Source organism: Candidatus Zixiibacteriota bacterium (genome assembly GCA_034439475.1).
Taxonomy (GTDB): Bacteria; Zixibacteria; MSB-5A5; order GN15; family FEB-12; genus JAWXAN01.
This window is the reverse complement of the sequence record JAWXAN010000070.1, coordinates 22260-46159: the sequence shown is the minus strand read 5'-3', so window position 1 is coordinate 46159 and position 23900 is coordinate 22260. Positions and strand designations below refer to the sequence as shown.

Genomic DNA, 23900 nt, shown 5'->3' with positions numbered 1-23900 from the left:
GACTGCCAAGGCCCCTCTTCAAAGAGCAGACTCGACGCCAATGATTCGGAAGTTAGGGTATCGAAAAGCGATGTCCTCTTGACTTTGCCCGACGGATTATTTACTTTAGAATTCTGATTTTGACGTATGCCCAGGTGACTGCGTCTATATGTATCGACTTAGGTTATGAAATGATAAGCGGCCGCCATTCTCGAGGCTGCCCAAGGTTTTCGGTTAATAGGTTGGGAGTTGTTATATGTCTTATAGACTCAGTGGAGAAGTATATGGGGATGATTAAATTTACAGTGCTTGGTTTGTCTCTTGGGCTTTTTGCCTGCTTGCAGGTTTCTGCCGCCGGTTTTCAGAATACAAGTGTTGGCGCTACATCCAAGGGTATGGGCGAGGCTTTTCGAGCCACTGCAAATGACTGGACAGCCGCATACTATAATCCGGCTGGATATGCCTTCATCCCGGACAACCAGCTCGGGCTCAACTGGGCGTTTCCTTATTTGCGGCATGAACTCACCCCGAATTACGGATACCGTGATAATTTCGGAAATCGCGTAGAAACGGGTGTTTTCAATGACCATCAGGTCAACAATTCCCATGAGATTCTCAATATTCCCTCAGCCGGTTTTCTTCTAAGATTTCCGGTATGGCAGGAGACCGTTTTTGGGCTTTCGGCTTTCGAGCCATTTGACTATAACATCTCCTGGAATCTCTATACCCCGCCTGAGGCCTACAACGACCTTGTCCAATTAAACGGTGCCGACACAAACCGACTTGATATTCCGACCTCGCAGTTCAGTAACAATCTGGACGTTGTCGCTTTTCAGTTAACCGCGGCCAGAGAGTTCATTCCTGATAAACTCTCTATTGGACTCGGCCTCCAGTTGCTTCGCGGAGACCTTGTCTTTAACGACCTTACCTTCCGGAATAATCCACTCGCCTCGCCGGTTTCCGATCGGCCTCGAGATTTGGTGCCTGAATTCAGTTCCAACGACGGTCGCGGCTGGGGGTTCGGCATCAATGCCGGTATGATGATGAAGGTCACCCCTAAGATGAATGTCGCGGCAACAGTCAAGATTCCTTTTGATATTAAAATAAGCGGTGAGTCGACCCTGAGTTTCCTGATGCCGCGCAATACCTTTCTCTCACCGCAGTATCAGCCCGGCAGCGAAGAGTTTCTTTTCACCAACGGAAGCCTCGTTCCCATCTCGGCCAATTTCGAAACAACCCTCAAACTGCCGACATCGCTTGCCGCTGGAATTGCCTATAATGTCAACGAAAAGCTGAATGTGGCTTTTGATGTCGAATATACGCTTTGGTCTAAATACAATGGTCTTGAATTCGAATATGCAGATTTTTCCTACCCACGTATTTCTGAATACCGAGCTATCGACTCCACCCCTGAATTTTTCACCTCTGACCTTTCATCTCCAGTCGAGTGGAATAACTCAGGAAAAATTATGGCGGGGCTCAATTATAAATTGAACAATTTGCTTACCATCATGGCCGGCGCATCACTTGATCAGTCAGTTGCGCGCGAAGGAATTGCGGTCAAACCGCAATTTGTAGATACCGGTAACAAGCTGACAGTTAATCTTGGCGGACTGTTCCATCTCTCGCGCTGGGATTTCGGCCTCGTCACAAGTTTCACAGATTTTCCAGACCAGACTATTTCCGGTTTCATCGATCTTGATAACGATGGAATCAATGACAATTTCCCGGGCACATACGGCGCGCGGGGTTTTGAAACCATTATTTCTGTCGGCCATCGATTTTAGGAACGAGGAGAGATCATAATGATATCGAGATTTTTTAAGCCAGCCAGTTTTCTTCTGATCATTGCTCTGTTATCCTTGAGCTGTTCAGACCGCGGTTCCTACTCGGTTAAATCCGATGTGGACGAGAAGGGTATTATCGCCGGATTAGGCGCCGATCATGTCTTTGACTTTCCCGGCCTGTACTTCCAGCCGCGAAATTCCCCCGGAATGCAAAAAATGGCCATTTACGCGCCCAAGAGATTTTTTGATCAGGGACAGCCCCTGCCGGTGTTAGTTCTTCTTCCCCCTGCTTTTGGAACTCAGTACTATTACTTTGAGCGCGGTCTTTATGAACTCGCTGAAGATATGATCCAAAAGGGTGAGATTAAGCCGATGATTATTGTCTGTCTCACTAATGAGTCGAGCTTTGGCGGGAGTTTCTTTGCCAATAGCATTCCCGGCGGATTTTACGACAATATTTTGGGTGGGCAACTGCTCGACCACATCAAAGATCGCCTCGACATTGTCCTTCCCCAGACCAGCAAGCATGGTATCGGAGGAATTGGTATGGGCGGTTATGGCGCGTTCCGCGCCGCAATTAAAAGTCCCGGCGTCTATGGGTCAGTGAGCGCCAACGATGGCCCGCTCGACTTTGACGGTCCGACAGGCAACAGTGGACTCAAGAATTTGTTTGTCCGCGCAAGCAATGAGCCCCTGAATGCATCCACAGACACTGTAGCTTCGTTTTCCAAACGCTTCAGGACGACGGTAAATAGTCCCATTGTTAATCCAGCGACTATTCCTTTGTCAATGCTCTTCACCGGAGGATCGCTCGCCTTTTCTCCCAATGACACAAATGCCACCCTTGGTACTATTCTTGACAGAGACGTAATAATCAATGGCGTTCTTGTGCACACCCGTCTCAGCGTTACTCTTTCCTCGCCTAACACAATAGGCGCCACAGCTTCAAAAGTCGACAGTATTTTCTCCGTTACCCTGCACCCCACGAGCGGCGGCGGTAGGCACTATTTTGGCATTCATCTCCCCTACGACAGCATGGGCGCCATTAATCAACCTATTTGGGACATGTGGATGGACAACGACCTTGCCCAATTGCATGAAGACGCGGTCAGCAACAAACCACTCTACGGAGTCAACATCTTCATGGCGTCGACCCCCGAGGCCGCCGATGGATATTATGACATGACCCAGTCATGGAAGAACTACCTCAGAGGAATCTACGGTATTGGACGCGTTCAGGAATATTCATACAGTGGACGCCTCGGTAATCCCGCGACCAAAGATCAGTATGTAAATGATTTGCTCCGTGAAATGCTGATGTTCCATTCAAAGAATTTTCAAGAGTAATAACAGTTTTAGCATGATACGCCCGGAGGACAAGTCCTCCGGGTTTTTTTTAACCTAAACGGGAATAATTTAGACCATGTCATACGATCTACTCGCTATTGGAGCGCATCCTGACGATATCGAAGTCGGCTGCGGCGGCGTTCTTATAGATCTGGCCAGCCACGGTTACACATGCGGCATGGTTATCATGACCCTCGGTGAAATGGGAACCGGCGGCTCGGTGGATATCCGGAAGCAGGAAGCAAAGGATGCCGCATCTATTCTGGGCGCAGACATTCTCGGTCATTTCAATTGGGGCGATACCAAGCTTGAAGACACATCTGCGAACCGGCTTGAGATAGCGCGAATTATCCGAGTTGCCAAACCGAAAATAATTCTTACTCCGTATCCGCAGGTTGCGCATGGCAGACGACAATCACATCCGGATCATGTCGCCGCTGGAATTATTACAGTCAATGCCGCCAATATCGCGAGTCTTCGGAAAGCCGATGTCCCGGGAGAACCGCACCAAGTCCAGCGCGTTTTTCATTACTTTCTGCCGCCCGGCGTTTTCCCGACATTTGTGGTGGACATAACCGTGCATTATGACAAGTGGATAGCCTCGCTCTCGGCGCATAAATCGCAGTTTCTCAACCCTGACAAGGGACGGGATTATATCGAACAGTTGACGGCCATGTCCCGTTCATTCGGCCAGCTTGCACGGTGCAAATACGGCCTTGGCTTTGCGGCTTTTGAGCCGCCGCTCATTGGGGATATGATGAGTTTGGTCGAACAGCCGGAGATGAAGTAGCAGGATGTTTTTTTGTCCTTACTTCCTGCGCTGGCGAAAAGCCCGAGCCAACCGTATCTTCGTGCGGGGTGGCCCAAGCCTGCACAAGCATTTGTAGCACACCGCTTGCGGTGTGATCTTACCGTTGGTTCCGTGGTGTCGGGCCTCTCTGCCCGACACCTACGAATGAAGTCGTCAGGATCACAAGGATCGCTGACCTACGAATATCGGAAAACATGAGATTGCCGCGTCATCCCGCTGTCGAGGGTCGGGTTCCCGCTACCTCTTCACTGCCAACTGACGAACCTTCTCAAATGCGCCCTTGAGATCAGTCATCAGGTCGTCAATGTGCTCAAGCCCAACCGATAGGCGGATAAGGCCGTCGCTAATGCCATTCTTCTCGCGGATCTCTTTTGGAATCGAAGCATGGGTCATCGATGCCGGGTGATTGATAAGAGACTCGACACCGCCCAGCGATTCAGCAAGAACAAAGACTTCAGTCGCCATGACAAAAGCTTTTACCGTCTCAAAATCAGCCTTGAGAACAAATGAAACCATCCCGCCGGGAAGAGACATTTTGTTCAGGAGGGGTTTCCCATCCAGTCCGGGATAGAATACCGTTTCAACAAGATCAACTGACTTCAGATAGGCGGCTATTTTCTGGGCGTTTTCGCTGTGCCGCTCCATACGAAGATGAAGCGTCTTCAGACCGCGCAACACCAGCCAGGAATCAAACGGGCTCAAGACCGCGCCGATAGCATACTGATTAAATCTAAGCCGTTCAGCCAAATTTTCGTCGTTGACTATAAGTGCTCCGGCGATAACATCGCAGTGCCCAGCCAGATATTTCGAGGCTGAGTGATGGACAATGTCCGCCCCGCTTTCAAGCGGCCGCTGAAGAAACGGTGTGGCAAAGGTATTGTCGACTGCCGTCAGAATCCCTCGTGGTTTGCCGATTGCTGCGACGGCTGAAATGTCTATCAGTTGCAAGAGCGGATTGGTGGGCGACTCAAGCCAGAATAATTTGGTGTGCTCATTGCAGGCTTTGGCAAAGTTCTGAGACGCACGTCCATCGACATAGGAGAAATCGAGCCCGAAATTTCTCATCACCCGCTCAAACTGTCTTCGGCTCCCCCCGTACAGATCACTGACCGAAACAACATGGTCGCCGCTTTTCAAAAGTGACAGCACGGCATGCATTGCCGACAGCCCCGATGCAAAGGCGTAGGCGTGACTTCCTCCCTCAAGCGAGGCAAGCGCGTCTTCGAGCGCGTTTCGGGTCGGATTTGACCAGCGCGAGTAGACATAACCGGATTCATCTCCGGGAAATCCGACACGGTAGGTCGATGACGGATAGATTGGTGTGGTGACCGAGCCGCTTTCGTCCTGTGGGACATGGCCGGCATGAATCGCGCGAGTGGCGAACTTTTTCTTGTCGAAATTGCTGTCTTTCATATATGGTTATAGAAATCCTTTCTCGCGCATCCAGTCATCGTTAAACATTTTGCTTATATATTTTGTGCCACTGTCGGGCAGAATCACGACCATTATTTTGTCCGCTGAAAGTGTTTTTGCGTGCTCGAGCGCAACATGGACAGCCGCGCCGGAAGAACCGCCGCCGAGCATTCCCTCTTTTCGGGCCAAATCCCTCCCCGCGAGAAAACATTGCTGATCATTAACTTGGTAGATTTTATCGATAACCGTAAAGTCTATAGCTTTGCACATCATATCCTCGCCGATTCCCTCCACAAGGTAGGTGTGCGGCTCGATCATCGATTTGTCTTTATGATACTGATAGTAAATTGACCCGATAGGATCGGCAGCGACGACCTCGATTTTCGGATTTTTCTCTTTGAGGAATCGGGCAGTTCCGGAGACAGTGCCGCCGGTCCCGATGCCGCCGACAAAGACATCAATTTTACCGCCGGTCTGCCGCCATATTTCAGGGCCGGTGAGCATATAGTGCGCTTCGATGTTATTCAAGTTATTGTACTGACCGATAAAATACGAATTTGGGGTCTGGTCGGCGATTCTCCGCCCGGTCTCATAGTAACTTTCAGGTGATTCTGCTGGCACGGCAGTCTTGCAGATATGAACTTCGGCGCCAAATGCCCGCATTGTATCGACTTTCTCTTTGGACATTTTATCCGGGATGCTGAGTATGGCCTTATAACCGTACACTGCGGCAAACATGGCCACTGCGGCGCCGGTATTTCCTGACGTCGCTTCGACAATTGTCCCACCGGGCTTAAGGTCGCCGGAGGCAATGGCTTTGCGGAGGATGTAGACCGCCATTCGGTCTTTTACTGACCCGGTCGGGTTAAGAAATTCGGGCTTTACCAACACTGTGGCCGCAATCCCCCGCTCCTTTGTCATCCTCTGCAGTTTGACCAAGGGGGTATTTCCGATTGCCTCGGTTATATCATGAGCATAAAATGTCTTTTCCATCTTCGTGGCTGTCTCGCTTCTTAAAACGTTTGTTGTCATGTTGCCCCTTTGTTACATGGGATCGGCGTAATTTTCCATCAACTCAATAATTGATAATAATTTATGAAGGAAGCGGGAATTGTCAAGCAATTCCCCTACGGGACTTAGGTCAAATCTGAGACTGAGTTCATGGCCTGCAAAGTCTGCGGCTTCGCAGAAAATGATAATTTTGGATATTTCTTGAAAAAAAACATTTGACAAAAAAGAATTCAGACTATAACCATAGACCGCTAATGGGAAATAGATTGAGTGTGGAAAATCATCCGGTTGGATAATTATACACGTCAAGAGGGAGGTATAGAAATATCTATGTTTTGCGCTAACTGTACGGAGAAAATTGTTGGAAAGCCAATCAAACAGGCAACCGACTATTACTGCTCACTCGAATGCGCCAATCTCGCTTCCGGAATCGAGCCTGAAGAAGAAGAATATTTCGAGGAAGAAATGATCGATGAGTATTTCGGCGAGGAAGAATAATCTATTATCGACATCGACTCCACGAGACAACGATTTAATCTGACCTTCCTCTTTCGCTCTTATTCTAAGAGCGCGAGATATTCAGTACTTTATATTTAATCGTACCGGTCGGGATAGTGATTTCTACGGTCTCCCCAACAACTTTACCCAGAAGCGCCGCCCCAATTGGTGATTTAATCGAAATAACATCGTTGTCGACATCGGCTTCTTCAGCCGGGGCAATTGTGTAGAGAATTTCCTCTTTATTGCGAAGGTCCTTCACGAGCACTTTAGCGAAAAGATAGACTTTATCTGACGGAATCTTCTCGGGGTCGACCGATCGAATGCGAGACATCTTATCTTCAATCTCAGCAATTTTCCGCTCCAGATGTTTCTGGGCGTCCTTTGCGGCATGATACTCCGCATTTTCGGATAAATCGCCAAGCTCCATGGTTCGCTTGATTTCAGCGACCAATTTTGGGCGCAATTCGAATTTGAGCTTTTTAAGCTCATCTTCCATTTTCATGCGGCCCTCTTTAGATAAATAGATAGGTTCACTCATAGGGCTCTAATATACATTCAAATTATCCTGAAGGCAACGGCGATGGCGTCCGTTTTGCAAAGAGTCCATAGATGAACAGAGAAAGGGCAAGCCCGGGGAAAATAGGCTGCAAGCCGAACCAGAAGCTATTATCCGGCGTCCAATACTGGGATAAATACCAGACCGCGGATAACGAGCCGGACAATACGATAGTCCAAAAGGCCGATGTGCCTGATAATCGCCGATTGCCGACAAAACTGAAAAAGACAGGTATCAGAAGGGCGGGTGTGCCAATCGAGCCGAAAGCATACCAGATATCAACGACTGAGCGAAATACAAGCACACAGACAATGGCCAGAACGGCGGTCAGCCACAATCCGATATGTGTGAATTTCAAAATGGACGAATTGTCGAGCTTTCGCAGGCGGCCAATTATATCATTACTGAATGTGGTAGCGGCGATAAAAAAATACGAATCTGCGGTCGATTGCGCTGTTGCAAACATCGCCAGAACAAACAACCCCAACACTCCAACGGGAAGTATCTGCTGGGCGAGCGCCGGAAAAGATGTCACCGGGTCAGCCAAATCGGGCATAAGGACGCGCGCATACAAACCACAGGTTGTCGTCAAAAAATCAAACAAGGCCCAAAAGCCAATGGAAAGAAAGATGCCATTCCGCGCGACGGAACCTGATTTTGCGGCATAACAACGCTGAAAAAAAGCCGGTTCGGTCAAGGTCGCAAGGGCGATGACATACCATGTCGCAATATAGAATGTCGGTTGGCCGCCATGCCAAGTCAGATGATTTTCGGGCAGACGCGACTGCAAAAACTCAAATCCGCCGTATGTGGCGATAAGATAAATCACAAGAACGATGAATCCAAGGAACATGAGGACTGTCTGAAAGATATCGGTGCGTACGACCGATTTGAAGCCTCCCAAAAACAGATAGATAATTGAAAAGAGACTCCCCGCGACCGCGCCAGTCCAAAACGGCCAGCCGAAAAGTGTTTGGCAGAGAACGCCCAGAATAAGTATATACGCGCCGGGGACGGTCATGAGGTAGATAATCGACGCCCCAAGGACGGCGGTTTTGGTGTCATAAATTTTTGCAAGGCGGTCAGGAATAGTCAGCAACTCCGACTGACGAGCCTTTTTGGCCAGAAAAATCGCGAAGAGAAATGCCGCCACATAATACGGCAGTCCGAAAACGAGCCAGTTCGAAAGGCCATAGCGGTAGGTGTATTCTCCGATGCCGAGTATTCCTCCGTACCACGTCGAGACCAGACTTGCGGCAAAAGCTGGCACAGTGAGCATACGTCCGCCAAGAATGAGTTCGCTCGTCGAACTTTCGGGCTGGAGTCGTGTGCGAAACCCCAACCATAAAATAGCGGCGGCATAGAAGGCAATTATGCCAATATCGAGAGGGTGCATTGGACGTTAAAACAGTTCGAGGCGAAGTTGCGCATAAAATGACCGTTCTGCAGCGACATAATATTCTGCGTCCCCGGCAAGAGTTACCCCGCCAGTGGATGGGTCTATTACGCCATAATTCCAACCATAGCCGGAACGCTCGTATTTGAGATCAAAAAGATTGTCGATCGTTCCGGATAGAGTCAGGTTGCCGATATTAAGAGCATTTTTCAGGGTCAGCTGCGCAGAAAGTGATGAGACCGTGAATGCTTCGATAGCGAGCGATTCAATATTGACAAGCTCAAGATATTGTTTTCCGACCATCTGCAGGCGGTATGTCAGACGCCAACTATTTTTATGCAGATCCGCTACGAATGAGCCGAGCATGTCGGGGAAACCAAGTCCCCGTCTATTATTGAGATTTACTTCAGCTTGACCGAAAAAGGCGCCGGTTCCGTCATAAACATCGATTGTATCCACGAAATCTTTGATGCGATAGCGGTTGAAAGCAAGACTTCCGCTTAGACTCAGAGGTTTTGTCAGGTTAATGCTTCCGTTCAATTCAATCCCCGATCTGACCGACCCGTCGGCATTGACCGTTATCGCTTGACCAGTGCTTGGGTTTATGCCACCATAGGGGATAATCTCGTCTTTGAAATCCATCCTGAAAAGATTTACGCCGAATGAATATTTTTGGGTTCGGTACACGCTTCCAATCTCCAGATCATAAACGCGCTCTGAGCGGGCAGTCGGGTCACCAAAGACAACCGCCGAATCGCCCGACGCGGTAAGCAAGATATCGTCGATTTCAAACGATGGGGTAATATACGGATCGCTGGCATCATAAAGCGCGGCATCGGTCGGCGTGCGCGAGGCGAGAGCGAAGTTCGTATACACGTTCAGCTTTGATTCCTCGTTGTCAGACAACAAATAATTAAATCCGAGACGAGGGGAAAGGAAAAGCCAGTGGACGTCATATTGATAGCCTTGAAACGCGCCGAATCTTTCCTGATTAAAGCTGTAGGTCTGATAGCGAAGCTGCGCAGTCGCCTGGGTTGAAAGTCTGTCAGTGATTTTGAAATACTCCTGCGCATAGAACGAGGCCACATGCTTCTTGCCGTAATATTGGTAGTATCGATGTCCCGGCAGGACTAATCTATTGCTGTTTTCGCTCCATTCCACAGTCCCAATGTGGTCAGATTCGAAGAAATAGTACGAACCGCCGAGTGAATGACTACCGCGGGAATGAACGAGATCAAACCGTGGATTCCAGCCGATTTGATATTTGGCAACAGATTGTCTTCGGATGAGATCCCCGTTTGCTTTGAGGCTGTCGGTAAATGTGGAATCTATATTATAATCGCTGTAGAGCGCATCTCCGATATATTGCTCAAAATAACCGCGTCCGCGAATGTAATAGAGGGTGTTGTACAATGTCGCGTTCTGGGACAGCAGGTAGGTGTTGTGCAGATGATAGTGCGGCTGGTTAAAATTATCGGTTTCGTTTTCGTAGGTGAGCGGGTTGGAGCGTCGGTTTGGTGTATCACGCGGAATCCCATAATACGCCAGATGCAGACTTGTCGGCCCGCCGAATAACTGAAGTTCAGTCGTCATATTCGGATCGAGACGCGCAAGAGAGAGGTGGTATGCCCAGCTGTCCACCCAGCTTTGTTCGCGGTAGCCGTCGCTTTTCTGTTTTGAAAACCGTCCGCCAAAAGCCCACTGGCCGTCAATTAAACCAGACGCATAATCAAATGTCTGTTTTGTCGTTTTGCCGATTGCCTTGCTATTACTTGAAAATTCTCCATAACCCGATGTGACTGAAGTCATGCGTTCTTTCCCGAGGATGCCGCTGACGACGTTGATTGAGCCCCCGAATGAGGCATCGCCATAAAGGGAATTCCCTACACCGCGTTGGATCTGGACATCACTCACACTTGAGGTGAAATCCGGCAAATCGACCCAATAGGCATATTGGTCTTCGGGGTCGTTGAGCGGAACGCCATTGAGATAGGTCGCTATACGTTTATCGTCGAATCCACGAATCTGGGTATATGTATAGCCAAGTCCGCCACCGGCATCGGAGTAAGAATAAAGATTTGGAGATGTCTGCAATAGTGTTGGCAGGTCGCCGACGGTGTAATCCCGCATGATTTCATCCCTCGAGATGTTTTCGAAGGCAACTGGTGTCACTCCGGCTTTTGCCCGGTTGGCAGTGACAGTTATCTCTTTCCCCTCGTAATAAATTGGAGAGAGAATAATGGTGTCGGGCAACTGACTCACAGCGAATCTTCGCGGGGCAAATCCGACCGATGAAAAAGTCAGATGAGTAAGCTGGGCAACGCCCGGTTGCGGCGAGTCTGGTGCCGCCTCGGCTGAGACGATGAAGAAATGCCCGAGCGAGTCAGTGATTGCCCCGCGGCCTCTCACATTCCCGGCAACTGTAACTGACCTGAGCGGATGCCGTTCGGGGTCAACCACGGTTCCGGAAAAGGACGCGCTTTGAGATGGGGATGGCATAAACGCCAGCCACAGGCCGGATAACAATCCGGCGATTGAAGAAGATTTCATGACAGTAACCTCGCGTAAAACGGTAAAAGTTTTGCAAGATTCCGTCCTGTGTCGATAGGTCTGCCCATAATTAGGCAGGAGGGGATGTAGTAAGCATCTCCGTTTCCCTACGTCGGCATTACCCGAATCAGGTCTAGGGGGTATGATCTCAGGCGGTCGTATTACGCCACCCCCAACGGATCTATATTAACGAAAAAAAGAAACAGCCTTGGTGTTGCTTTGGCAAGTGATATTTTCAATGACACATCGCTCCTTTATAATACCTGGAGTTAATCCGAATTACCATCTTTTCTACATCGATTTTGTACAGAAATCACTCAACTATTCCACCGGAAGCTGGATATAATTAAGTCCATAATCGGACGGTAAATCATAATCGAGGTAGAAGTTATATGTTTCACGTGCGCCATTAAGAAAGAGGACAGTTGCTTCTATGTTGAACTTTCCCCAGGTAAAAAACGTCTCGACAAATCTCACGTCACGATTGTCATTGTGGCGAAGGGGTTCTTTGAAGGTCTCATGCAGTTGATATTCCACAAGTCTAATTGCGCTCAAAATGTCATCGGGCTCGTCAATAAAAACCGCCAGATGGAAATGCTTTTTCTTCCCAGGCCGCTGTTTGTACTCAATACGGCCATGGGCGTCTTTTACCAACGTGTACCCGAATCGCATAGCCAAAAGATAACTACTTGTCGGCTTGTGTTCAATGAGCTACATTTATCGCATGGATAAAAAGCCAACCGTACTCATCACCGGCGCAAACGGGTTTATAGGCTCACGGCTTTGTCGTGAGTTCTCAACACGCGGCTTCCATATAATAGCCGGGGTGCGCCCTACGGCGAATCTTGAGTTGCTCAATGGAGTTTCTATCGAGTATCGCTACGGTGATATTTGCGATCCGGCTACTTTGATTGATATGGTCAAACATGCAGACTATATTATTCATAACGCCGGGCTGGTAAAGGCGAAAGAGGACAAAACCTTTTTTGAGGTAAATGAACGCGGGACATTCAATCTACTCGAAGCGATCACACAACACAATCCGAAAGTCAAAAATGTCATCTATCTGTCGTCGCTTGCAGTTGCTGGCCCTTCAATAGGCGGGCGCCCATCGAAAGAAAATGACATGCCCCTTCCGATTACTACCTATGGCAGCTCGAAACTTGCTGCCGAGAGGGTTATCGCCCGCTATACCGATACACTGCCTATTCTTATCATTCGCCCATCCGGTGTTTATGGTCCTGGGGATAGAGAAATCCTGACAATTTTTCAGACCGTCAAATGCCGTATAAAACCGATGTTTGGGGATCCTGAACGGCCAATTCAGTTAGTCCATGTAGACGATCTATGCCGTGGCGTCTATCTTGCTGCTGTATCGAAAGCGGCCTCCGGTTCGGTTTTTTTCATTTCGGAGAACCGCGCTTATACAATGTCAGAAATGATGAGCGCTATTGAAACTGCAAGCGGGAAAAATGCGCTGAAACTTCCCATGCCGGGTTGGCTGTTTGAGGGGATCGCTGCCATTTCTGAACTGGGATTTCGAACTGTTCGCGCTACGCCGATGCTCACTCGCGAAAAGGCGAATGAACTGCTCGCCCCGTGGTCGGTCTCGACCGACAAAGCCCGTGACGTGCTCGGATTTGAATCCTCTATTCCATTCGAGCGCGGAGTGAAGGACACTTTCGACTGGTACAAAGAGCGGGGATGGATTAAATGATTTCCTCGACCCTGCTGATCTACTGCCTGATCGCAGCAGGGGCTTATCTCCTAATCATCTCGCTTCTCAGCGAATATGTATCGAAAAAACTACGGCTGACGGAATCAATTCCATCTGAAATCCTCGAGGAATCTTCTGGTGTCTGGTGGTTGATGAATTTCATGATGGAATCACTCTTTTTTGTGGTCATCCCGACCCTCGCCTACGGATTTTTTGCATTTGTTCTCCCTTTTTCCGGGACTCGGGCCGCAATGGCCGCTGCGTTGTTTGCTTTCCTTGTTGGCGCGGCTCCGGCATTGATGAGCCTTTCGGTACGATTGAAGCTTCCACTCTCATGGCTCTTATTTCTGATGCTTAGCCTACTGATAAAACTTGGCGGTTCTTTAATAATTATCGGGTATGTTTATCTGTTATGATGCAAGTATCAACCCACAAAGTAGTGATGGACAAATTCAGCCAGGCGAGGCTGCTTTTTCCTCACACGAATTCAATCAGCTACTTTAACTCTGCTTCGTATGGACCATTTTGCACACCCGTGCAAAAAGCTATCGAAGCCAATATTGCCGTCAGACTCGCGGCGGACCGGGATGATTCTCATGATACCTTTGAAGCAGCAGAACAGCTACGAGGCGATTATGCTACACTTGTTGGCGCAGATAGTCGCCAAATTGGCCTTGGGCTGAATACAAGTTTTGGGCTTAATATAGCCGCTTTTGGACTTCCCTTGGAGCCTGGCGATGAAATTCTTGTCTCGGATATCGAATTTCCGGCAATAGTCTATACATGGCAGGCGGCGGCGCAAACGCGCGGTCTGAAGGTCCGCTTTGTGGCTTCGACTGATAGACAGTTTGACATAAACAAATTTCAGGAATGTATCACGGCCAAGACGAAAGTACTGTCGCTGTCATACGTGCAGTTTTTTAATGGCTATAAAAATGATTTGGCGGCTTTATCAAAAATCTGCAAAGAGAATAATATCTATTTTGTGGTGGACGGTATTCAGGGGATGGGAGTCGAGCCGGTCGATGTGACCAAGATCGGAATTGATATTTTCACTTCGGGCTGTCAAAAATGGCTTCTTGCTCCCCAGGGTTGCGGCTTTTTCTACCTTTCTGACCAAATCCGCAAACGGCTCGGCATTCCATTTATGAGCTGGCTGGGAGTCGATTGGGAAATGAAATTTGGGGACTTGTTTCATTACGATAGGCCTTACTTTGATTCGGCCCAGAAATATGAGTTGGGCTATTATGCCGTGCTCAATATCCTTGGCATGAAGGCAAGCGCGAATCTGTTTCTTGATTTGGGAATTGAGAACATTCAGAAACACAATCATGTCCTCATTGACCGGCTGGCCGACTATGTAAAGTCCAGCGGATATTATACTGTCACTTCATCGCTTGAGGAGAAACACCGTTCGGCTATTTTCACTTTCACCTGTCCGAAGTTTGAAGAGCTTCACAAGATGATACTTAAGGCCGGGATCATTCTGGTGACCCGCGAGGGTTCAATCAGGGTCTCGGTTCATCTCTTCAATGATGAATCAGATATCGATAAATTGATAGAAACGCTCGAGCAGTTTCAGCAGAAGCAGAGCTGATGGGGCCGAGGACATTTCAAACATATCCCGGCTCTCGACGGCCAGCAGTGACCGAAGGGAATGGTGAAACCATTGGCGGAATACTATAGTTCGGGCGGTCATTAGGCAGATCCGATTGGCTTGAGTGGTGGGACCAATTGGGGCAGCCAGACTGCCAGCAGAAAAAATATTTGCTCAGGTTTCCCGTTATTGTATAATTGAAAAAGTTAGAATCTCAGTGTGAGGACTTAAAAGCAGATGACAGATGGCGTTCTTGGAATTCACCATGTGACAGCAATTGCAAGCGATCCGCAGCGGAATCTTGACTTTTATGTGAATCTGCTCGGAATGCGTCTGCTCAAACTCACCGTCAATTACGACGACCCGGGAACCTATCATCTCTACTACGGCAATAAAATCGGCTCGCCCGGTTCGGCGCTCACATTCTTTCCTTGGCCGAAAATACCGCGCGGACGACGAGGGAGCGGCCAAGTGACATCGACCACTTTTTCGGTGCCTCCTTCGTCCATCCAGTATTGGGCCGACAGGTTGATTCGGAATCAAATTCAATTCGAGGAAACGATGACCGCGTCCGGTGAACAGACGCTCATTTTCGAAGACCCCGATGGAATGGAGCTTCAGCTTGTCGGAGTCGCCTTTGATTCGCGAGAGGCATGGGGTGAAGGCGAAGTCCCAGCCGAACATGGCATCCGCGGTTTCCACAGTGTGACACTTACTCTCGAAGGATACGAGCGGACAGCAGGTCTTATGACAACCCAGCTTGGCTTTCGTTTACGGTCGCAGCATGGTAATTTGTTCAGATATGAAAGCGGCGATGGCGGCTCCGGATCGTTTGTCGATATTCTTTGCCAGCCAGATCTTCGTATGGGCGGGATGGGAGCTGGAATTGTTCATCATGTCGCATGGCGGGCAAAAGACGACGCACACCAGTTGCGGCTTCGCGAATCATTGGTAAAAGCCGGCCAAAATGTAACACCCGTCATTGACAGAAATTATTTTCATTCGGTTTATTTTCGTGAACCGGGGCATGTGCTCTTTGAGATTGCCACTGATCAGCCTGGGTTTGCCATAGATGAACCGCTTGATAAGCTTGGCGGTAAACTGCTGCTACCGCCCCATCTTGAGACGAAGCGCAGTCAGCTTGAAGCAGCGCTCCCTCCGCTGACACTGCCGTCGAAGCAAAAGCAAAGACAGTCATAAGTTGCAGGATTCATGAGCAAGCCGACTCTTGATTTTATTCATAAATATATACCTCCAGGGAATCCGGCTTCAAAACTTACAATTTTGCTGCTTCATGGCACTGGCGGTGATGAGTCCGATCTTTTGCCGCTCGGAAAAATGCTCGCTCCATCGGCGGGAATACTTAGCCCACGCGGGAAAGTTCTCGAAAACGGGATGCCCCGCTTCTTTAGAAGATTCGCCGAAGGAGTGTTGGACCTTGAGGATTTGAAAGTCCGCGCCAATGAACTCGCCCAATTCATTACCTCGGCAAGCGAGGAGTATGGTTTCGACAAAAATAGAATCGTAGCTGTCGGCTATTCCAATGGCGCTAATATTGCGAATGCACTCTTGTTGGAAGCCCCGGGGCTTTGTGCTGGAGGTTTGCTTTTACGCGCCATGAAAACACTCGACCCGCATCCCCGACCGAATTTAAGCGGGACAAAAGCTCTCATCTGCGAAGGGCGTCATGACCCGACAATGCCTCCGGGTAGCGGAGAAGACCTTGCTGATATTCTCAAACAGTCCGGCGCGCAGGTACTGGTTCACTGGCTGGATACCGGCCATCAACTTACAAGCGAGGATATCGTTGTGGGGCAGGAGTGGCTCGCTCAAAACTTCACTGATTAATCATTAGCTGACATCGGGTATACCGTCGCTCACAACGGCTGTGACTTCAATTTCGACCAGTAAGCTCGGATCAATGAGCGCTGAAATCTGAATCATGGATGTCGCCGGTTTTATATCTTTGAAATACTCGGCATGCGCCCGGCCGATTTCCTGCCACTGTGTAATATCCATGACATACACTCGCGTTCGCACAACATCGGCTATGGTCGCACCGGCTGACTTGAGCGCTCTTTCGATCTTCTGGAGAATAAACCGTGTTTGCTCGTAGGGATTGTTGATGCCAACTGTTTTACCCGCTTCATCGACAGCCGTGGTGCCGGAGATTTCGATTAGATTGCCAATTCGAACGGCTCGCGAGTAACCGACAATATCCTCCCATTTTGCGCCGGATGAGATGTTATGTCGTTTGTTCATGAAGAGTCCTCCACTAGTGTTGGTGTACTTTTTGTAACTATAACGAATCTGGTTTATCGACGCCAGTTAGGACTTTTTCTTTGATTTGAATTGTTGCCCACCAGAATATTAAGAAACGAACCCGGCCTGAAAAATATGGAATCACCCCTGTTAATCTCTTGCAAATTATCCTGAAAACTATTATTTCCACCCTTATGGTTTCAGTGACAGCCCGGCTTTCGATGTAAAAGTTTAAATGAATATACACCAGAACATCACAGCCTATTTAAAAGGCTCAGCTCTCTTTGACATCAAAGCCGGATTCATCACGGCCATAGTCGCTTTGCCTCTTGCTATCGCTTTTGCCATCGCATCTGGTGTGCCCCCTATTATGGGATTATACACGGCGGTCATTGCAGGTCTACTCGGCTCAACATTCGGCGGCTCAAAGTTCTCGATTACCGGGCCGACCGGCGCGATGACTGTAATTATACTCGCCACGGTCAATCGATTTGGAATCGAAGGCCTTCTCATGGCGGGACTTCTGGCCGGTCTGATTCAAATTGCTTTTGGCGTGGCCAAGGTTGGAACATTCGTCAAATATATTCCATTGCCAGTTGTCTCGGGTTTTACGGCGGGAATCGGCATAATCATTTTTATCGGACAAATTGCGAACGGGCTGGGGATTTCCATCCCGGCTGAGGAATTTATCGGCCACACAGTTGTCGACATCGTGAAAGAGTTTCATTCGGTCAATCTCTCGGCCGTGATAATCGTAGTAGGAACTATTCTCATGCTGGTCTTTTTGCCTTCGATGTTCAAACGAATTCGGCCATTGAAAAATTTGCCGCCATCGCTTGTGCCCTTGTCGCTTTCGGTCGCGGCAACGATGCATCTTGGCTGGATTCTTCCCGAAGTCGGCGATGTACCGAGCGGGCTTCCGGCATTTAATTTACTAAGTTTTAATTTCGACTTGGCGCGCCAAGTCCTACCAGCGGCACTCACCATCGCGCTGCTTGGTTCAATCGAAGCTCTTCTCTGCGCTGTGGTGTGCGATGGTATGACCAATACCAAACATGACAGCGACAAAGAATTAAAGTCTCAGGGAATCGCTAACGCGATTCTCCCTTGGTTTGGCGGCATCCCCTGTACGGCGGCTATCGCGCGAAGTGCAGTGAATGTGCGTGAGGGCGCAAAAACGAAAGGCGCGGGAATTATTCATGCGCTTTTTTTGTTGTCTTTCATGCTGGTTTTTGCGTCTATTGTTAGTCATATTCCAAAGGCGTTTCTCGCTGGGATTCTCATGTTTGTCTCATTCAAAATGATTAATATCGACGAGATAAAAACGATAATGCGGATAAGCAGGCAGGACACGATTATTCTGTTTGTGACATTGGGGCTGACGGTCCTAACTGATTTGGTCTTTGCTGTACAGATCGGAATGTTCTTCGCTATATTTCTGCTCTTTGTTCGGCTGGTGAACACGAGTGACATTCGCGCGCTGGAAGAATATGACCCGACTGATACTATCAGCGCGACACTCAATGCCCATCCCCTCCTGAAAGATAAAATGGCGGTCTATACAATCAACGGCCCATTCTTTTTTGGCACGATGAGTATTTTTGAAAAGAAGGTCAATGAGCATATGCATATGGCGCGTCCGATAATCCTCATTCGGATGAAGCATGTGCCATTTATTGACGCAACGGGACAGACACGTCTGAAAGCTTTTGTGCGCGAAAGAAAAGGGCGCGGCATCTATGTTCTCTTTAGCGGGTTGCAAATACGGGTCGAGGAACAGCTGTTGGCCAGCAAGGAGTTTCAATCGTTAGTGCCGACTGAGCATATTTTCGAGCGATCTGTCCAGGCAATTGAGTTTGCGGAAGAAAATCTTCTGCAAAAGGTTCCTGTATAACCGATTCCGGCAAAAGTTAGTTTCCGAAATCTCACCATTTCCAACTCCTTATTGGCAAGCCGCACACTATTCGTTCCTCCGGGGGAGGTGTGTGATCGTTTTTTTGCTTGACAGAAGCCAGATTAATTGTCATACTTGGGCATAGTCGGAGTGGTTGAGAAGTCCTTCTCATTCGGCTTCTGTGATATTAGGTGACTTTCTTTCCCTTCGTCTATCGCGCCAGAACGTGGCCAAGAAGGCAGTATGATGTACGCAAAAACTGAATCGTAATACCCACTTTCGCTAGTAGGAGGTAATCTATGCGCTCCCATATGCGCTTTGTTGCAATTCTCGCAGGCATTTTGCTCGTTTCGTTTGGAAGCGACACCTTTGCCACAATCCATAATGTAGCTGTCGGCAACATGATCTATACGCCGAATTCAGTTACTGTGTCGCCGGGAGATACTGTCCGGTGGACATGGACGGGGCTTTTACATTCAAGCACCTCAGATCCCTCCTCGCCAAAAGTCTGGAACTCAGGCCTCAAATCGACCGGCACGTTTAGCATTGTGATAAGCCCCAGCGACGGCCCAGGCCCGTTTGGCTACCATTGTTCTCTTCATCCAACAATGATAGGAAGAATACTGGTTGAGCCGCCGGAAATCGTAATTGACGCGGGGGTAGATCTTTGGTATACTCCATTTGACAGTTGCACCTTCAGCAATCAGTTTTCTCCTCCAAATCCGCCAATACCCCCAGGGTTTTTCGGCCCCGGTTCCGATCCCTTTAGTGGACCGATATTAATGCAGGGTCTCCCGGCTCCTACAAATCCGCCTAATAGTCTTGGTCGGACTGATGCTATTATCAGGCGGAACACGACGATCTCCCTCCTGCTGAATGGCCCCCCCGAAACCGTTCCTATTGAACTTGTCGCGCTTTCCTTAGTGTCTTGTCAACCGATTACTGTTACCGGCGCCGGCGGACCAGAGCTGTGGAATGTCCAAGTCGGCTTGTCAAGCCAAGTACAGCAACAGCAGGGGCAAATGACTATCGAGCGAAGCTGTACCGATGGCGGAACATACGATGCGGTGTTGCCTATTACTCCAAGATTCATTTTTACAAGAATTAACCCCCCGCCAATAAATCCTCCCATTGTACTTGATCCGTTACAGCTTATCTTGATTAACACCCAAAATCATTGGCATTACGGAAGCTTCCCCAGCTTTGCGCCTTGCCAATCAGGCCCGACAGTCACCGTAGACCATGACCTGAATCCATTGACGCCTAATGTACTGGTAGGACCAAGCACTCCAAATTTCTTTGCCGGTTATAGGGGGCTTCAATGCGATAACGCCAACAACGCGGTTTGTGTAGGATTGTCGCGTCAAAACTTCGAAGGGCCTCTTCTTCGGTTGAGCAGTTACATCTGCGGAACGCCCCCTGTGCAGTTTGGCGCAACATGTCTGCTCGATGGGAGTTGTGTGGTCACCACACCATCATGCGCATCTCTCACAGGAAGCGATTATAAAGGAGATGGAACCCTCTGTTGTCCGGATCCCTGTATTCTCCCCCCCTTATCCGGTGTTAATATTAACCAGGTTGATTATATATTCGGCGGCAGCACGACCGAAAATTCGGCGTCTGGCCGGATGCTTATAGATGTTGAAATAATCGCATTGCAACTTGTAAGCAGTTCAGGATTCTTGAACATGTACACCGACGAAGGATGGGTGATACAAAACCTTAAGTTTGACACATCCGACGGTGTTGATAAATTGGTCACCTATTTTCAAATTACTCCCTTCGATGGTACAGACGTGCTTTCCCTCACGGCTCATATTGAACTTTCGACTTCACCGGTTGTCAGTTTCGGAGATGGTTTGCGAGGTCTCTACCCGGTTCTGCCTTTCAGATTCAGCGCTGAAGGGGGCGGAGATTTGCCCACCCTCGTCCCGGTGACACCGATAGCTCCGAACAGCATCACTTTCAGTCTGGCCGGCCTCATTGAATCTCTTACTCAACCGAATAAATCTAATGTTGAGACTGCGACAAATCAGTGTTTCCCCATGTCGATTGCCAACAGCTTGCAATATCTTGAGGATCGTTATGGATTGCCGGTACCGCACAACCATACGAAAGGATTGAAAGGGGACAATACGCTGGTCGGCCAGCTTGACTCTGCGTCTAATCGTACCGCGCCAAGCCGCGGCACCGGAAGCGGCGTCTGGTTTGTCCCGATGGTTGACGGCAAATTCAAGTACCTTAAAGATAACGGACTTAACAAGAAAATTGTAAACAAACACCAAGGGCAAGGATATGGCGGAGCCGGGAATCAATTGCCGCCCGGAGATTATAGTTCTAGCGGCAGTACTTCCAAGGATGAATCGGTCGGGGGGAAAGTGACTTTCGACTGGATCTGCGCGGAGCTTGCCAAGGGAGAAGATGTCGAAGTCGTCTTCAGTTATGACAACGGGGCGGGTGTGCCGACAGGCGGTCATGCAGTGCGAGTATTCGAATGCGGTAAAACGCTCGGCATCCCTTGGCTGGGGTATGTCCACGACGCTCAGCAGACCAGCACCGACCCGGGTGACTCTACCGGATTGGAGTGCGTCAGAGCATGGGCAGTCGATCTGGACGCCGACGCCATTGTGAATCTTGGAGCAGCAAACCAAGAAATTCGTTTTGCCTTCTCTGAATCGGCCGACAACGACCATGACGGCGTTACCGATGGAGTCGACAACGCGCCGGGCACTTTCAACCCCGGACAGGAAGACCTCAATGGAAATGGTATCGGAGATGTACTCGAAAATGGACTTTTGCAAACCGAGCCAATTCCGTCATTCGGTCTGCCCACTGCCGGTTCGGAGCAAACGTCTGACCCATATATAAATATCCTTCCCGAGTTCCCTGACCATAAAGACCTCTGGTTTGTTGGGAATGCGACCAACCCAGGCGGTACGCCCCGTAAAGTGGCCATTGCATTCTCCTGGTTCGAAAGCGACACTCTCGTACTTGGAGCTTACAAAGACACGATTGAAATTCCAGGAGGCGCTACCCGTGAGATTTTTGGTTCGAAGCTGCTTCCGATATGCCCAGAGCAGGTTATTGTCCGTATGAAAGCCATCGATGGTGAGATTACAAATATCAGCGGTAACTTCAATCATATCTGCTATCCGAGCCTTCTCGGCTGCTGTATCGGTCTTAGAGGAAATGTCGATTGCAGCGGCGATGATATTGTAGACATCTCTGATTTGACAGCGCTTATCGATAATCTTTTCATAAGCCTTGCGCCTCTCTGTTGTGAAGCTGAGGCTAATACCGATGGAGCCGGCCCGGTTGATATTAGCGATTTGACCGTATTGATTGACAATCTCTTTATCAGCTTAGCGCCGCTCATATCTTGTCCATAAACATGAATGCGCTGTCGAACAGACTATTTTGAACGAATTACGCAACATCGTTTCCGCGAGGCAGAAATGCCTCGCGGGAATAGCTTATAACGGTCCGATAAGGCAATAAACTTCGTCTCCACCTAAACTTGCGAGGAGTGCGAGTTTAAGAGCGTATTGCCCGTCTCTATTCCTGATTTCCGGAACCTTTCGTCTATTCTGTAGTTGTCATTGTACCGAACTGACAGTAGCTATCCAATGTAGAAGCGTATATCTTGAGTTTTCAGGTTCGGTTGTTCTTTGTCATCTGAGAGGAAAAAACTTCTCACGACCGTTATTGAGATCTGGGGGTGAACTGGATTCGACGGGTGTGTTGGGGGGTTGTTGGCGTGTCGGGGTTGTCTGGGCCCCCGTTATCAAACTAGGCAAATAGTAATTGACAACAATTACGCCCTCGCTGCCTAATTAGGTAGCGCGTTCTGCCTGACTTTCGCCTTCAGGGTCAGGATAGAGCGACGAACTTGGAGGCTCGGCGGCTTGACGCCTTTAATAGCCGCTTAACATACAAAGGCTGGCGTGTGATGTAGTCTTGTCGATCGACGGCATTTATACGCGAGAAAAAAAGTATCGACTACACACGTAGATGACGGCCTGACGGTACACTCGGACGGGGGTTCGATTCCCCCCACCTCCACCAATTTCTATTTCCTAGTAACCCAATGAAAATCAACGATAAGTGGCTGTTTTATAGCCACTTATCTGTATGTCACCGACCTGAATATCGCCGAATATCTCCCAATAACTTACGACCACGAACGTCACAATTTCGTCACAATATGGTGTAAATCCTTGTCCCACAATGCGAGTCGGGGGTTCGATTATTACGACTTCTGGTGTTGGTATGCTATTGCCGCGCAATGTGTTAGTGCGACGATTTGCGACATCTCGATTAACTGAGCCAATAGAAAATCTATTGATCTTGTTACTTTCAGGGGGTAGTTCCAGAATTTTCCAACGTCAGCTGGTGCCGATCCGCTTACGTTCAGATCATACAATACCAGAAGGAGGCGTCCACTCGGTAACTTTCTGAAACGAGCGAACCAAAAAGAATCGGGCAATTGAGATTTCGAATATGGCAGTAGAAGACGATAAGACAAACGCTTCCAGATTCGGATGTCGCTTCAACAGCGATTGAACCCATTGCGAGGGGATTCCCGTTTGTGTGATTTCGCTGGCTCTGCCGGTCGCAGTAAACGCTTCAACTTTCATCAAGTCGTTCGAGTGCCTGCTCATGTTGTTCACTACAAGCGCAACATTCCTGCACGCCGCCAGGATTTGGTACTTCTTCGTGGCTCTAGGCGTTCCAAAGACAACGTGTTTGAGATCTTCGCTGAAGGCAAAAGCGACCATTGATCCATAAGGCTGTCCGTCACTCTGCGTGCATAACACACCGTACAACTGGTCCTCGATCAAGCGATGGATCCACCCCTCTACCGAAAGGTCATATTCACCACCCCCATCGGGCTCTCCGCCCTGGCCACCAAAATGTGATCGGTCGATATCTGCCATAATCTCACAAATAATGTACCGGCTCGCGTAAGGCAATTCAAGAATTATGTTTACGGACTTCCAAGTACGTGAGTGTGTCTCTGCGCTGTGTGCTTCACAAGGAGCGGGGATCGTGCAGGATTGGCGTTCAATTCCATGGCAG

At 49.0% G+C, this 23900-nt stretch carries 19 protein-coding genes, 1 other RNA gene and 1 riboswitch; of the genes, 12 read left to right on the top strand and 8 right to left on the bottom strand.

Annotated features, from left to right (window positions below; genetic code table 11):
• The first annotated feature begins 269 nt into the window (after positions 1-269).
• From SGI97_09900 to SGI97_09890, 3 genes are all read left to right on the top strand, one after another.
• Positions 270-1766: an outer membrane protein transport protein gene (locus tag SGI97_09900; protein MDZ4724200.1), complete on the top strand. Its 1497-nt coding sequence runs from the start codon at positions 270-272 to the stop codon at positions 1764-1766.
• An 18-nt stretch (positions 1767-1784) separates the two neighbouring features.
• Positions 1785-3113 (top strand): alpha/beta hydrolase-fold protein, encoded by a 1329-nt coding sequence (locus SGI97_09895; protein ID MDZ4724199.1) that lies wholly within the window; start codon positions 1785-1787, stop codon positions 3111-3113.
• A gap of 76 nt (positions 3114-3189) precedes the next feature.
• A complete protein-coding gene (locus SGI97_09890; protein MDZ4724198.1) occupies positions 3190-3903 on the top strand; it encodes a PIG-L family deacetylase in 714 nt (237 codons plus the stop codon).
• A 258-nt stretch (positions 3904-4161) separates the two neighbouring features.
• On the opposite strand, the gene SGI97_09885 is transcribed toward SGI97_09890, so the two are convergent.
• Positions 4162-5337: a PLP-dependent aspartate aminotransferase family protein gene (locus tag SGI97_09885; GenBank protein MDZ4724197.1), complete on the bottom strand. Its 1176-nt coding sequence runs from the start codon at positions 5335-5337 to the stop codon at positions 4162-4164.
• Positions 5338-5343: 6 nt separating this feature from the next.
• Positions 5344-6330 (bottom strand): cysteine synthase family protein, encoded by a 987-nt coding sequence (locus tag SGI97_09880; protein ID MDZ4724196.1) that lies wholly within the window; start codon positions 6328-6330, stop codon positions 5344-5346.
• A 348-nt stretch (positions 6331-6678) separates the two neighbouring features.
• Here SGI97_09880 and SGI97_09875 point away from each other — a divergent pair, with 348 nt between their 5' ends.
• Positions 6679-6846, top strand: coding sequence for a hypothetical protein (locus SGI97_09875; protein ID MDZ4724195.1), 168 nt, complete (start codon positions 6679-6681; stop codon positions 6844-6846).
• Positions 6847-6910: 64 nt separating this feature from the next.
• Here the strand turns inward: SGI97_09875 and greA are convergent, their stop codons facing one another.
• The 4 genes from greA to SGI97_09855 all read right to left on the bottom strand — a co-directional run bounded on the left by greA (position 6911) and on the right by SGI97_09855 (position 12023).
• Positions 6911-7387 (bottom strand): transcription elongation factor GreA, encoded by a 477-nt coding sequence (gene greA / locus SGI97_09870; GenBank protein MDZ4724194.1) that lies wholly within the window; start codon positions 7385-7387, stop codon positions 6911-6913.
• A gap of 22 nt (positions 7388-7409) precedes the next feature.
• The gene (locus SGI97_09865; GenBank protein MDZ4724193.1) at positions 7410-8801 is read right to left on the bottom strand and encodes a sodium:solute symporter family protein; all 1392 of its coding nucleotides are present in this window, start codon (positions 8799-8801) and stop codon (positions 7410-7412) included.
• Positions 8802-8807: 6 nt separating this feature from the next.
• Positions 8808-11351: a TonB-dependent receptor gene (locus tag SGI97_09860; protein MDZ4724192.1), complete on the bottom strand. Its 2544-nt coding sequence runs from the start codon at positions 11349-11351 to the stop codon at positions 8808-8810.
• A gap of 87 nt (positions 11352-11438) precedes the next feature.
• Positions 11439-11535, bottom strand: a riboswitch (TPP riboswitch).
• Positions 11536-11672: 137 nt separating this feature from the next.
• The gene (locus SGI97_09855; GenBank protein ID MDZ4724191.1) at positions 11673-12023 is read right to left on the bottom strand and encodes a pYEATS domain-containing protein; all 351 of its coding nucleotides are present in this window, start codon (positions 12021-12023) and stop codon (positions 11673-11675) included.
• A 34-nt stretch (positions 12024-12057) separates the two neighbouring features.
• Between SGI97_09855 and SGI97_09850 the strand changes: the two genes are divergently transcribed.
• The 5 genes from SGI97_09850 to SGI97_09830 all read left to right on the top strand — a co-directional run bounded on the left by SGI97_09850 (position 12058) and on the right by SGI97_09830 (position 16513).
• Positions 12058-13068: an SDR family NAD(P)-dependent oxidoreductase gene (locus SGI97_09850; protein ID MDZ4724190.1), complete on the top strand. Its 1011-nt coding sequence runs from the start codon at positions 12058-12060 to the stop codon at positions 13066-13068.
• On the top strand, positions 13065-13484 hold the full coding sequence (locus tag SGI97_09845; GenBank protein ID MDZ4724189.1) for a hypothetical protein: 420 nt from the start codon (positions 13065-13067) through the stop codon (positions 13482-13484). Before SGI97_09850 ends, SGI97_09845 begins: the two co-directional genes overlap by 4 nt.
• A complete protein-coding gene (locus tag SGI97_09840) occupies positions 13481-14665 on the top strand; it encodes an aminotransferase class V-fold PLP-dependent enzyme (GenBank protein ID MDZ4724188.1) in 1185 nt (394 codons plus the stop codon). Before SGI97_09845 ends, SGI97_09840 begins: the two co-directional genes overlap by 4 nt.
• 237 nt (positions 14666-14902) lie before the next feature.
• Positions 14903-15865 carry a ring-cleaving dioxygenase gene (locus tag SGI97_09835; GenBank protein MDZ4724187.1) on the top strand — a complete coding sequence of 321 codons (963 nt, stop codon included), beginning with the start codon at positions 14903-14905 and terminating at the stop codon, positions 15863-15865.
• Between the two features lie 12 nt (positions 15866-15877).
• Positions 15878-16513, top strand: a complete 636-nt coding sequence (locus SGI97_09830) for an alpha/beta hydrolase (protein ID MDZ4724186.1) — start codon at positions 15878-15880, stop codon at positions 16511-16513.
• A 3-nt stretch (positions 16514-16516) separates the two neighbouring features.
• On the opposite strand, the gene SGI97_09825 is transcribed toward SGI97_09830, so the two are convergent.
• Positions 16517-16927 carry a RidA family protein gene (locus tag SGI97_09825; GenBank protein ID MDZ4724185.1) on the bottom strand — a complete coding sequence of 137 codons (411 nt, stop codon included), beginning with the start codon at positions 16925-16927 and terminating at the stop codon, positions 16517-16519.
• A gap of 235 nt (positions 16928-17162) precedes the next feature.
• Here SGI97_09825 and SGI97_09820 point away from each other — a divergent pair, with 235 nt between their 5' ends.
• The 3 genes from SGI97_09820 to ssrA all read left to right on the top strand — a co-directional run bounded on the left by SGI97_09820 (position 17163) and on the right by ssrA (position 22886).
• Positions 17163-18821, top strand: coding sequence for a SulP family inorganic anion transporter (locus SGI97_09820; protein MDZ4724184.1), 1659 nt, complete (start codon positions 17163-17165; stop codon positions 18819-18821).
• A gap of 299 nt (positions 18822-19120) precedes the next feature.
• Positions 19121-22210, top strand: coding sequence for a hypothetical protein (locus tag SGI97_09815; GenBank protein MDZ4724183.1), 3090 nt, complete (start codon positions 19121-19123; stop codon positions 22208-22210).
• A gap of 325 nt (positions 22211-22535) precedes the next feature.
• Positions 22536-22886, top strand: a transfer-messenger RNA (tmRNA) gene (gene ssrA / locus SGI97_09810).
• A gap of 350 nt (positions 22887-23236) precedes the next feature.
• On the opposite strand, the gene SGI97_09805 is transcribed toward ssrA, so the two are convergent.
• On the bottom strand, positions 23237-23758 hold the full coding sequence (locus SGI97_09805; protein MDZ4724182.1) for a pyridoxamine 5'-phosphate oxidase family protein: 522 nt from the start codon (positions 23756-23758) through the stop codon (positions 23237-23239).
• Positions 23759-23900: the final 142 nt, after the last annotated feature.